The sequence below is a fragment of the Streptomyces sp. RKAG337 genome (assembly GCF_023701715.1).
Taxonomy (GTDB): domain Bacteria; phylum Actinomycetota; class Actinomycetes; order Streptomycetales; family Streptomycetaceae; genus Actinacidiphila.
Genome location: NZ_JAJOZA010000001.1, coordinates 5,808,361 through 5,821,808 on the forward strand (window position 1 = coordinate 5,808,361; position 13,448 = coordinate 5,821,808).

Below are 13,448 nucleotides of genomic sequence, written 5' to 3' on the forward strand. Positions count from 1 at the left end.
GCGCAGTGAATCATGCCGCTCGGACAGCCCGGACGGCCACGCCTTTCCCGACAGCCGGTACGGGACGTGACGGCAGTTCGGAGCGCGGTCACCTGTGTGCCGGGTCCCGGCGTGGCCGACAGACGCGTTCGATGCCCGGCTCCCCCCGGTCCCGGTAGGCTGATCGCCACCGGCGGCCCGGGGGTGGGTGGCGAGGCCGGCATCACGTGGTACGTAAGGGGAGATTGCCTTCACCGTGGATGTTTTCGGGGTTCATCAGCAGCTCATCGCCGACTACGACGCTTTCACCAGTTCCTTGGTAGGGGTGAGGAGCCCCGAGATCCAGCGGCATCTGGAGGGCGAACGGGAACGTAAGACGCGGTGGCCCGACCCCCGGATCTCTCTGAACCCGAGTTTCCGCGGTGGCGGCACGGTCGCCCAGCTCGCCGACGACGGAGTCCTGGACCGCGAGTGCGCCCGCTACTTCCGTCGGAAGGAGCACGCGACCGACCCGGGCACCCGCTCTCTCACGCTCTACCGTCACCAGCGGGAGGCGCTCGACGCGGCCGCTTCGCACGGCTCGTACGTCCTGACAACCGGCACCGGTTCGGGCAAGAGCCTCGCCTACATCCTGCCGATCGTCGATGCCGTACTGAAGAACCCCAACCCGGACGGCATCTCGGCGATCGTCGTCTACCCGATGAACGCCCTGGCCAACAGCCAGGTCCATGAATTGGAACGCTACCTGGAATGGGGCATTCCGGAGGAGGAGCGGCGGGTCACCTTCGCCCGCTACACCGGCCAGGAGAAGTCCGACCAGAAGAGCGCGGTACTGCGCGCCAAGCCGGACATCCTGTTGACCAACTACGTCATGCTCGAATACCTCCTGACCCGCCCCGAGGAACGCCACGAGCTCATCGGAGCGGCCCGCGGCCTGCGCTTCCTGGCTCTCGACGAGCTGCACACCTATCGCGGACGGCAGGGCGCGGACGTCGCGCTGCTGGTGCGCCGGCTGCGCGATGCCTGTGAGTCCCCCGGGCTGCAGTGCATCGGGACCTCGGCGACGATGGCCACCGCCCGCACCTTTGAGGAAGCGCGGACCGCGATTTCCAAGATCGCCACCCAGCTCTTCGGCGCCCCTGTTCCGCCGGAGATGGTGATCGGCGAGACCCTGGAGCGGTCCACCGTCCCCGGCCCGGACCTGCCGTCGCGAGCCCGCCGCGAAGCCCTGGCCGATGCCGTCCGCCAGGCCGGCGAGCGGCCTCCACGACTGCCTAGCGGCTATCGCGCGCTGTCCGAGGACCCCCTCGCCGTATGGATCGAGGACTCCTTCGGCCTCCAGCGCGAGCAGGGCACCGACCGACTGGTACGCCGCGTCCCGATCACCGTCCCGGAGGCGGCCGGGGCTCTGGCCGCAGACAGCGGCGTGCCGGCGGAGGACTGTGGCCCGGCCATCGAGGCGATGCTCAGAGCGGGTGCGGCCGTGACACACCCCGACCATGGCCGCCCGCTCTTCGCCTTTCGGCTGCATCAGTTCCTTTCCAAGGGCGACACCGTCTATACGAGCTTCGAGCCCCCCGGAGAGCGCTACCTCACCAGTCAGTACCAGGTGAGCGTTCCCGAGGCGCGGGAGAAGCCGCTGATCCCCCTCGCGTTCTGCCGCGACTGCGGACATGAGTACCTGGTCGTCACCCGTGAACGGGACGCGGACGGCGACCGGTTGACCGCCCGCCGGGATCCGGATGCCCCGGCCGAGGACGGCGACGGTTATCTGTACGCCGGCCAGGAGCGCCCCTGGCCGTCCGACCCCGAGGAGATCTACGGCAGGCTGCCCGACAGCTGGGTCGAGACCGGCGACCGCGACCGGCGGGCCGTCGTCAAAGCCCGCGCACAGGACCTGCCCCGCGAGATCCGGGTCGCCCCCGACGGCCGGATCCAGGACCCGGCTTCCGGCCAGGGGCTGCGAGCCTGGTGGATCGCCGCCCCCTTCCGTTTCTGTCTGCGCTGCCGGGTCTCGTACGAGCAGTTGCGCGTCAGCGACTTCGTGAAACTGGCGACCTTCTCCGCCGAGGGCCGGAGCTCCGCCGTTTCCCTGATCAGCGCCAGTATCGTGCGCTCCCTGCGCGGCGACACGGAGCTCGACGACCGGGCCCGCAAACTCCTCACATTTGTCGACAACCGTCAGGACGCCAGCCTCCAGGCCGGCCACTTCAACGACTTCGCGCAGGTCACACAGGTACGAGGCGCGCTCTACCGGGCCCTTGCCGCGGCCGGCCCAGGGGGGCTGCGCCATGATGCCCTCCCCGAGGCGGTGGCCGGTGCGCTCGGCCTGCCCCTGGACGCATTCGCCCGCAACCCCGAAGCCCGGCACCTCCAGCGGGACCTGGCCCAGTCCGCTCTGCGGTCCGTTCTCGCCTACCGCGTCTATGCCGACCTGGAACGCGGCTGGCGCATCACCATGCCCAACCTCTCCCAGACCGGGCTGCTGCGCTTCGGCTACACCGCCCTCCATGAGATCGCCGAGGACCCGCAGTGCTGGCAGGGCGCACACTGGGCGCTCGCCGCCGATACCTCCGCCCACCGGGAGGAGCTGGCCCGTACCCTCCTGGACGAACTCCGCCGCTCACTGGCTGTCGACGAGTCGCTGCTCACCGTGGACGGCTTCGATCAACTGGTCCGGATCTCCGACGCGCACCTGCTCGGTGTGTGGGCCATCCCGTCCCGCGAACCCCGGGTCTCCTCCCGGGTGGTCTTCGCGGGTCCCAGCCCCAAGGGCGTACGGCCTTCCGACGAGACGGTCCACCTGAGCGGACTCGGCGCGTACGGACGTTACCTGCGCCGTCCCGGCCAGTTCGCGGCCCTGCCCGCCCTCGCCGGAAAACGCATGTCCGTTGCGGACGCCGACGCGGTGATCCGCAGTCTGCTGAAGGTGCTGGAAACGGAAGGGCTCGTCCGCGTCGCTCGCGAGGAGCGGGACGGCTCGCTCGGCTACCAGGTGAGCACGGCGGCCCTGTGCTGGCTGCCCGGTGACGGAGTGCACCCCGAGCCCGACCCGCTGCGCAAGGTCAACGACCCGGGCTCCGAGCCCCGCGTCAACACGTACTTCCGAGACCTGTACCGGGTCACGGCGTCCGGGCTCAGCGGACTGGTCGCCCGCGAGCACACCGCCCAGGTCCCGGCCGATCTGCGGGAGAAACGCGAGAAGGCCTTCCGCGACGGCGAACTGCAGCTCATGTACTGCTCGCCGACCATGGAACTCGGCGTCGACATCGCCACCCTCAACGCCGTCGGCATGCGCAATGTCCCGCCGACCCCAGCCAACTACGCCCAGCGCTCCGGCCGGGCTGGCCGCTCCGGCCAGCCCGCGCTGGTGACCACCTACTGCTCCACCGGCAGCGCCCACGATCAGTACTACTTCCGCCGCCCCCAACTGATGGTCTCCGGCAGCGTCACCCCGCCCCGTCTCGACCTCGGTAACGAGGAGCTGCTGAGTTCCCACGTGCGCGCCATCTGGCTCGCCGAGACCGGAGTCGCCCTCGGCCCGCGGCTCACCGGGCTCATCGACGCCGAGACCCCCGCCCCCGCCCCCGGTGAGCAGGTGCCGCTCGCTCTGACCCGCAGGATGCGAGCGGACCTCGACGACGAGGCCGCCCGCCGCCGTGCCATCGTCCGTGCCACCGAGGTGCTCGCGCCGCTCGTCCCCGAGCTGGCGGAGCGCACCAGATGGTGGCACGACAGTTGGATCGAGGACACCGTACGGGGCGCCCTCGGCCGTCTCGACAGCGACTGCGAACGCTGGCGCCGCCTCTACCGCGCAGCCCTCGCCGAAGCGGACCAGCAGCACCGCATCGTGAATGACCTGTCGGTGGATCCGAAGAAGCGCCGCCGGGCCGGCTTCCGCCGTGCCGAGGCCGAGCACCAGCAACAGTTGCTGCGCAACGAGGAGAGCGGTGAGGGCGCCTTCAGCGATTTCTACACCTACCGCTACTTCGCCTCCGAAGGTTTCCTTCCCGGTTACTCCTTCCCCCGCCTCCCGCTCGCCGCCTACATCCCCGGCCAGCGGGCCGAAGGCAGGCTGGGCCAGAAGAACGGCACCTATATCCAGCGCCCCCGGTTCATCGCCATCGGTGAATTCGGGCCTGGCGCCCTCATCTACCACGAGGGTCACCGCTACGCCGTGGACCGGGTCCAGGTTCCGTACGGATCCACCCCCGGCCAGGTCGCCACCACCGACATCAAGGTGTGCGGAAGCTGCGGCTACTGGCACGACCGTCGGCACGGCGCCGACCTCTGCGACAGCTGCGGTACGCCGCTCACCCGCATCCTCAGCCGGCTGATGCACCTGAGCACCGTCTACGCCTCCCCCCGCCGCCGCATCTCCTCGGACGAGGAGGAGCGCTTGAAGTCCGGCTTCGAACTGCGCACCTTCTACCGCTTCAACGGCGGCACCGGCCACCGCCCCGGTGAACTCGGCGCGACCGCAGCGGACACCACCGGTCCCACCGCCCGCATCATCTACGGCGATACCGCGGCCGTACGGGTGGTCAACCTCGGCTACCGCAAGCGCAAGCACAGCGCGGACACCGGCTTCTGGCTCAATCCCGTCGAAGGCAAGTGGCTCGGCGCGGGCCGCGCCGAGGCCCTGGCCGAAACCACCTCCGAGGATGAGGCGCTCAGCCCCATTTCCAGCGCGGAGCGCCCCCTGCAGGTCATCCCGTACGTCGAGGACCACAAGAACATCGCCGTTTTCCGGCTCGCCGAGCCCGTTGACGAGATCACCGCCGTCACCGTCCGCTACGCCCTGGAGAGGGGCATCGAGGCTCACTACCAGCTGGAGGACTCCGAGCTGAGCAGCGAGGACCTGCCTGACGACGAAGGCCGGGCCCGGATGCTCTTCGTCGAAGGTGCGGAGGGCGGCGCGGGCGTGCTGCGGCTGCTGCACGACGACGAGCACGCACTCGCCACTGTCGCGCGTACTGCCCTGGAGATCATCCACTGGGACCCCGATACCAACGAGGACAGGGACCGCGCCGAGGGCGCTCACGAACGATGCGAGCTGGGCTGCTACGACTGCCTGCTTTCCTACACCAATCAGCGCTACCACACCCGTATCGACCGGCACGCCGCAGTCGAGGTCCTGCGGCGTCTCGCCGCGTCCCGCACCACTTCCGACCACCCGGTCGCCGCCGATCCGCAGCGTGCCGCCGCCGAACTCACCGTGCGGGCCGGACATCCGGCGGGCGGGGCTTTCGTGCGGTGGCTGCGCGAGACCGGGCACCGGCTCCCCGACGCCGCTTCGGCCGAAGCGGCGGACACCGGCGTGGTGCCCGACTTCATCTACTATCTGCCCGGCGCGGAGGCGGCGGTCTTCCTGGATATCTCGGGCGCCCACGGCCTGCAGCATGATGAGCGAGCCGGATTCCGTCTGATGAATTCGGGCTGGCTCGTGATCAGAATCGCAAGCGACAGCGAAAAGGACTGGGAAGAAACCGTGCGCAGCCATCCTGACGTCTTCGGCACCGGGCACGGTGCCCGATGACCCGGCCTCCCGCCCCCCGCACCGTCGGAACACTGGTGTCCGCCCGCGGCCGTGACTGGGTCGTACTGCCCGGTACCTCCGAGGAGCTGGTCATCGCCCGTCCACTGGACGGCGATGTCGAGTTCACCGCCGGGCTCTTTCCGGACGAGATCGGTGACCCTGGCTTCGGCTGGCCCGTCCGGGGCAAGGACGAGGTCGGCGACTTCACCTCCGCCGGGCTGTTGCGCACCGCCCTGCGGATCGCGGCGGATTCCTCCGCCGGGCCTTTCCGCAGCCTCGCCGGGATCGCCGTCCAGCCCCGGCAGTACCAGCTGGTGCCGCTGATGATGGCGCTGCGGATGGACACCGTACGGCTGCTGATCGCCGACGACGTAGGCATCGGCAAGACGGTTGAGGCCGCCTTGATCGCCAAGGAACTCCTCGAGCAGGGCTCTGCCGACCGGATGACGGTGCTGTGTTCGCCGGCTCTTGCGGAGCAGTGGCAACGCGAGCTCCGCGAGAAGTTCGGCTTGGAGGCGGAACTTGTCCTGCCCTCCACGGCCGACCGGCTGCAGAAGAGTGTCGGGACCGACGGCCGCACCATCTTCGACCACTACCGGTGCACCGTCGTCTCCACCGACTTCATCAAGCAACAGGACCGCCGCGAGGCGTTCCTGCGCACCTGTCCGGATCTGCTCATCGTCGACGAGGCACACACCTGCGTCGGGGCCGGCACCGGGCACCAACTGCGGTACGAGCTGCTGTCCCAACTCGCAGCCGACAGCCGACGCCATCTGATCCTGGTCACCGCCACCCCGCACAGCGGCGACCCGGTCGCCTTCGCGAAACTCACCGGGCTGCTCTCCCCGGAACTCAAAGGGCTCGACCCGGGCCTGCCCGCCCACCGCGACAGCCTCGCCCGCCATATGGTGCAGCGCCGCCGAGGGGACATCCGTACCTTCTTCGGCCAGGACACCCCCTTCCCGCGCGACCGCAAGCTCGCCGACAACCCCTACCGGCTCGACGAGGAATACGCCCGCTTCGTCGCGGACATCCTCGCCTACTCCCGCGAGCAGGTGCGCCGTTCCGGCGGCGCGCTGCGGCAGCGGATGAGCTGGTGGTCGGTGCTGGCCCTGCTGCGCTGCGTGCTCTCCTCCCCGGACGCGGCGCAGGCCACCCTCACCGTCCGGGCCAGGATCACCGCTGCCAAGTCCCAGGAGGAGGCCGACCGCCTGGGCCGCGAGTCCGTCCTCGAACTCACCGACGGCGAGCCCGAGGAGGGCGTCGACACCGTCCCCGGCGCCCACCTCGACGAAGCGCAAACCCCCGGCGCCGCCCGCGATATCCGCCGGCTGAACGACTTCGCCAAGCGGGCCGGAGCCCTCTCCGGTCCCGCGCACGACGCCAAACTGCGCGCCCTCACCGACCAGGTGAAGGCGCTGCTTGTCGACGGATACGACCCGATCGTCTTCTGCCGCTACATCCCCACCGCCGAGTACGTGGCCGATCACCTCACCACGGAACTCGGCCGCTCCGCCCATGTCGCCGCCGTCACCGGCACCCTGCACCCCGAGGCCCGGCAGACCGAGATCGACAAGCTGACCGCCAAGCGCGGACGCCATGTCCTGGTCGCCACCGACTGCCTTTCCGAAGGTGTCAACCTCCAGGAGCACTTCGGCGGAGTCGTCCACTACGACCTGTCCTGGAATCCCACCCGCCACGAACAGCGCGAAGGCCGCGTCGACCGTTTCGGCCAGTCGCGGGACACGGTACGGGCGGTGACGCTCTACGACACCGATACCGGCATCGACGGTCTGGTGCTGGAAGTTCTCATCCGCAAGCACCAGGACATCGCCGACCAGACCGGAGTCGTCGTCCCCCTCCCGAAAGCAGGCGAGGACGTCCTGCAGGCCCTCTCCCGCAGTCTGCTGCTGCGCGGCAAGGACATCGCAGGCTCCGAACAGCTTTCCCTCGACCTCGACCTCGGTGGCGACGCCGCGATCGGCGCTGCCCGCGACAAGCTCCACAAGGAGTGGGACAGCGCCGCGGAACGCGAATCAAAGGTCCTTACCAAGTTCGCCCAGGCCGGCATGCGCCCCGAGGACGTGGAGCGTGAGCTCGCCGAACTCCGCCAGGCCCTGGGCGAGCCCGGCGACGTCGCCGCCTTCGCCCGCGGGGCCCTCGCCGCTCTCGGCTCGCCCGTCCGTCCGGACACCCGCACCGGCGGTTTCACCGCCCCGGCTGCCCCGCTGCCCAAGGGACTTCAGCACGCCCTGGGAGTTTTCGAGGACGAGGAGCAGGTTACCGCCCCCGGCGCCGGCCAGCGGACCGCCCGTACCGCGAAGGCCAAGGGTCGCCGGTCCGCGACCGATCCCCGGCAGCTCGTCTTCCGCGCCGACCTGCCCGTCGCCCCCGGAGAACACACCCTGGCCCGCACCGACCCCGGCGTACGAGCCATCGCCCGCCACATCCTGGACGCGGCCCTCGATCCCAAGGTGTCCGACCGCGACCGCCCCGCCCACCGCCTCGGCGTGATCAGAACCACGGCGGCAACCGCACGTACGGTCCTGCTCCTCGCCCGCTATCGGATGCAGCTCAGCATCCCCGGCCGGGCCGGCCGCGCCGGCCGCGAACTCGTCGCCGAGGACGCCCGCCTGCTGGCCTGGCGCGCCGACCCCGCGGACGGAACCTCCAGTTGGCTCACCGACGACGAGATCACCCGGCTGCTGGCGGCCACCGTGGAGAAGAACGCGAACGCGAGCCTGCGCACCCAGCACATCGACCTCGCTCTCGGCGAACTTCCTGATATCACCGATCACCTCCGGGCACACGGCCGCGAACTCGCCGACCGCCTCGCAGCCGCCCACCAGCGCGTCCGCCAGCACGCCGGTGAGCGCGGCCGGGCCGCAGGCGCCGCCGCCGCCCGCCGCATCACCGTCACCCCCGCAGGCCCGCCCGGCCAACCGGACCTGCCGGACCTGCCCGATGTACTCGGCCTGTACGTCTACCTCCCCGCCCCCGGAGTCGCTCGGTGACCACCCTCGCACCTGACCGCCTCCCGGCCAGCGCCGCAGTCCGCATCGAAGGCGGCCTGCTCTCGGCCGCCCTCATCAGCGCCATCCGCGAGGGCGACCGCGAGTTGCTCGCCATCGCCCCCGCCGCCTACGGGCTCCCGCGCGGCGAACGCCTCACCGACGCCGCCAGCCGCAAGTGGAACTACCTCAAGGTCGTCTACGCGGGCTTCCGCCAGCAGCTCGCGGACCACCCGCAGAACACCTCCGCCGACAGGCTCACCCGCGACCAATGGCTGTACATCCTGCTCGACCAACTCGGCTACGGACAGCGCCTGCCCGCCGCGCCGCGCGGCGGCATCAAGATCCCCGAGCGTGAGCCGTACCGCGTCAGCCACGAATGGCAGCCGCACCTCCCCGTCCACCTCCTCGCCTGGGACACCCCCCTGGACCGTCGGACGGGCAAAAGCCGTGCGCCGCAATCGATGCTTCAGGACCTGCTCAACGTCTCCGATACCCGGCTGTGGGGCCTGCTCTCCAACGGCCGCGTCATCAGGGTCCTGCGCGACTCCACCGCCATCACCGGCTCCTCCTACGTCGAGTTTGACCTCGAAGGCATCTTCGAGAGGGACCTGTTCCCCGACTTCCTGCTGCTCTTCACCATGCTCCACGCCTCCCGCTTCGAGCTCGCCCCGAAGCCGGACAAGCGCCGCCGCGCAGCCTCCACGGTCGGCGAGGACGGTGATGTCGGGGGTGTCGGCGGTGTCCGTGAGGAGGACGAGGACGGTGACGGCGAAGCCGCCCCACCCGACCTCGGCCCTGCCGACTGCCCTCTGGAATGGTGGCGCCAACACGCCATCGAAACCGGCACCCGCGCCCGCGACCGACTCCGGGACCAGGTCAAAAGGGCTCTCACGATCCTGGGCACCGGCTTTCTTGCAGCAAACCCTGAACTGCGTGACGCACTGGCCCGCAGCCAACCGGCCCTGAAGGACTTCCATCACGAGCTGCTGCGCCTCGCCTACCAGCTGATCTTCCTCATCGTCGCCGAGGACCGGGGCGTCCTCCTCGACCCCTCCGACGCCGCCAAGAACGCACGGGAGCACTACACCAAGTACTTCTCCACCGCCCGGCTGCGTCGCATCGCCTCCCTGCGCAAGGGCGACCGGAACACGGACCTGTGGACCGCCCTCGTCCGCGTCCTCGACGCCCTTGGCAAGGACGGCGGCCTTCGCGCCCTCGCCCTCCCCGAACTCGGCGGCCTCTACTTCCGCGCCGACAACGACACCCCCGGCGCCGCTGCCCTCCTCCCCGGCGGCCCGGAACCGCTGCGCGTCGCGGCGCTCCCCAACGAGCACCTCCTGGACGCTGTCCGACTGCTCTCCATCGTCCTGGACGACAAGGGCCGCCCGACCCGCATCGACTACCGGCACCTCGGCGCCGACGAACTCGGCAGCGTCTACGAGTCCCTGCTGGAACTCGTGCCGCGGCGCAGTGAGAGCGCCGACTCCTTCTGGCTCCAGGAACTGGTCGCCGGCAACCAGCGCAAGACCACCGGGTCGTACTACACCCCGGGCGTCCTCATCGAGAAGCTCCTCGACAACGCCCTCGATCCGGTCATAGACCGTTACGCCGCCTCCAGGATCCCCGGCGACCTGCTCAAGATCCGCCTGGTTGATCCCGCCTGTGGCTCCGGCCATGTGATCGTCGCCGCCGCCCGGCGGATCGCCCTGCGGTACGCCGTCCTGCACACCGGCGACGACGAGCCGGCGCCCGACGCTGTACGGGACGCCATGGCCAAGGTCGTACGAGCCTGCGTCCACGGCGTCGACATCAACCCGCTGGCCGCCGAGATCGCCAAGGTCTCCCTCTGGCTGGAATCCCTGCGACCGGGCGAGCCGCTGGCGTACCTCGACGACCGCATCAAGGTCGGCAACGCACTGCTCGGGACGACCCCGGTGCTGCTGGAGCAGGGGCTTCCCGACGGCGCCTTCACGAAACTTGCCGGGGATGATCCCGAAGTCCGCCGGCGGTCCAAGGCCGACAACAAGAAGGAACGCCCGGATCCGAAGCAGGGCTCCCAGCACGTCCTCACCGAACCCCTCGTCCTGACGAGCACGGCGGGGCTGCGGACGAAGGCCGAGGAGCTGGCACTCCTCCCCGGCCGCACCCTCGCCCAGGTCCGCGAACACGCCCGACAGCACCGCGACTTCGAGCGCGACCCGAAGATGCGGAAGCTCAAGCGCATCGCCGACGCCTGGTGCGCCGCGTTCCTCTGGCGCAAGCACGGCGAGGCGCCCCCGCCCATCACCAGCGGCACCCTGCACGACCTGGAGGAGGGCCAGGACCTGGAAGGCGGGGGAGAGGACGAGCTGCGGGCGATCGTCGAGCGCAACCGCTTCTTCCACTGGCACCTGGAATTCCCCCACGTCTTCCGTGTCGAGGACCGCGACGCACCCGACACCAACTCCGTCACGGGCTGGCAAGGCGGATTCGACGCGGTGCTGGGCAACCCGCCCTGGGAGCGCGTCAAGATCCAGGAAAAGGAATGGTTCACCACCGAGGGCCACGAGGCCATCGCCGACGCCGACAACGCGAGCGTGCGCAAGCACGAGATCGCTGCGCTGCTGACGAGCCAGGATGACCACGGCAATCCGGTCGAGGCCGACCGCGAGATGTTCCGCCGCTTTCAGACAGCGCTACGGGAGGCCGCCGGCTTGACGCTGATGCTGCGCAGCTCGGGAATCTTCCCGCTGACGGGGTTCGGGGACGTTAATACGTACTCGGTCTTCGCCGAGAAGGCGCGGCACTTGCTGGCGCCTAAGGGCATGGCGGGGCTGGTGCTGCCAACGGGCATTGCGACGGACATGACGACGTCCGTGTTCTTCTCGGACCTGGTGGAAAAGCGGCAGTTGGTGACGGTGCTGGATATGGAGAACGAGGAGAAGCTTTTCGCAGATGTCACGAATCGGTATGCCTTCTGCCTATTCACATTCTGTGGTCCGGCTCTGCGGTACGAACGGGTTCGGCTGGCCTTCCGCGCACGCCGTCCTGAGCAACTGGACGCACGAGAGTTCACTATGGATGCGGACGGATTCCGGCGGGTCAACCCAAATACAGGCACGTCTCCGGTCTGTCAAGGGCCGGAGCACCTGCGTGTACTGGAGGGGATTCACAGCAGAGTGGATCTGCTATGGCGCAAGGAACCGGGGAAGGCAGAGGCAAACCCGTGGGAGTTGCGGTTTTCGCGCATGTTCGAGGCGGCTACCGACACAGCTGAACGGCTGATCGACAGCGGTTGGACGTTGGATGGCTCGGTGTTCGTCAAGGGTGATGAGCGATACCTCCCGCTCTACGAGGGTAAGCTCGCTAACCACTTCGACAGTCGCTTCGCCACCTATGAGAATGCTACTCAAGCGCAGATTAACAAAGGCACGCTGCCCCGCTTGACTGTTGAGTCCCACACTGATCCCGCAATACTCCCATTGCCGCGTTACTGGCTCTATGAGCCGCTGGTCCAGGCCAAGCTCGCGGCGGAGCCGGGAAAGCCGGAGACGGAGTGGCCGTACGACTGGGTGATGGGCTGGCGCGATGTCTGCCGAGGTGCCGACATGCGTACGGTCATCCCATCGGTCCTACCTCGTACCGCGGTAGGACACAAGTTCCCGCTTATGCATCCCCACGGAAAAGTTGATGCGTTGCTGGCAAACTTGACCAGCCGTGTTCTGGACTTTGCTGCCCGACAGAAGTATGCGGGGTTGTCGCTTGTCTACTTCGTATTCGAGCAGCTTCCCGTCCTCGCCCCCGATGCCTACGACACACCCGTCGCCTGGCTCGGCGGCAAGCCATCCGCCCCGTGGATCCGCGCCCGGGTCCTGGAGCTGACCTACACGTCCTACGAGATGGCGCCCTGGGCGCAGCACCTCGGCGACGACGGACCGCCGTTCGTCTGGGACGAGGACCGCCGTTTCGTCATGCGCGCCGAACTGGACGCTGCGTTTCTCCATCTCTACGGCATCGACCGCGAGGAACTTTCGGTCATCCTGGACAGCTTCCGGGCCTTCCGCAACAAGACCCCGGATCTCTTCCACGCCACCAGCACCGAGATCATCCGCGTCTACGAGGCGATGGCCAAGGGCGTCTACACCACGGACCTCGCCCCGCCCCCCGCCCATGGCCCCCGTCACGCCCCCGGAACCAGCCCGCTGACCCGCCCGCCGCGTCCCGAGCCCGAACCTCCGACCACCGTGACGGCGGCCGAGGAGCCCGGGGCCGAACTGCCGACGGCTCAGGACGGTCTGTTCGGCGTCAGCGAAATAGGGCGCGACGAGCAACTCGGCATCTGGGGCTGACGCACAAGGGGCCGCCTCCCCGGAACAGGGGAAGCGGCCACCCTTGCGCCAGTCTCAGAGCTCTCCGGCGATCACGCCCTCGCGGAACGCTATCCCCCCACCCCGGGCTTTCACCTGTGCTGCCACCCCACCGGCTTTGTCGTTCACATACTCGCCTCCGCCCGCAACCTCCGGGCCGTACGTGAGTTGACGGCCAAGACGCTGTCCGGTCACGGTTCGGCGCCGACACCGTGGATGCCGCGCAACTGGTGGTCTCCGAACTGGTCGGCAACTGCGTCCGCGCCTATGGGGAGCACGCCCCGGTCGTCGTCGAGGTCTACGTCCCGTCCTTCGGGGTGGCCGTCAACGTGCATGACCCCGACCCGCGCATGCTGCCGCGCCGCAGCGGGGTGGCCCTGGACGACCCCGAGGCCGAATCGGGCCGCGGGCTGCCGCTGCTGGACCTGCTCGCGCCCGCCTGGCACATCCAGCGCTCGCCGATCGGCAAACAGATCCGCTGCCGGCTGGCTCGTCCAGCCGGGTAGACCGATCCGGACTGCCGGCGGCCATGTTTGCGGCAGACCGGGCAACTAGGGCCTGGCAGCGCTT

4 protein-coding genes are annotated in these 13,448 nt (G+C 69.3%); all 4 read left to right on the forward strand.

The window, feature by feature from the left end:
- Positions 1 to 235 precede the first annotated feature (235 nt).
- The 4 genes from LNW73_RS25775 (at position 236) to LNW73_RS25790 (ending at position 13,384) form a co-directional block, all read left to right on the forward strand.
- A complete protein-coding gene (locus LNW73_RS25775) occupies positions 236 to 5,518 on the forward strand; it encodes a DEAD/DEAH box helicase (RefSeq protein WP_250991533.1) in 5,283 nt (1,760 codons plus the stop codon).
- Positions 5,515 to 8,532: a helicase-related protein gene (locus tag LNW73_RS25780; RefSeq protein ID WP_250991534.1), complete on the forward strand. Its 3,018-nt coding sequence runs from the start codon at positions 5,515 to 5,517 to the stop codon at positions 8,530 to 8,532. The genes LNW73_RS25775 and LNW73_RS25780 overlap by 4 nt, the downstream gene beginning before the upstream one ends.
- 104 nt (positions 8,533 to 8,636) lie before the next feature.
- Positions 8,637 to 12,860: an Eco57I restriction-modification methylase domain-containing protein gene (locus tag LNW73_RS25785; RefSeq protein ID WP_250991535.1), complete on the forward strand. Its 4,224-nt coding sequence runs from the start codon at positions 8,637 to 8,639 to the stop codon at positions 12,858 to 12,860.
- A 230-nt stretch (positions 12,861 to 13,090) separates the two neighbouring features.
- Positions 13,091 to 13,384: an ATP-binding protein gene (locus LNW73_RS25790; protein ID WP_250991536.1), complete on the forward strand. Its 294-nt coding sequence runs from the start codon at positions 13,091 to 13,093 to the stop codon at positions 13,382 to 13,384.
- Positions 13,385 to 13,448 lie beyond the last annotated feature (64 nt).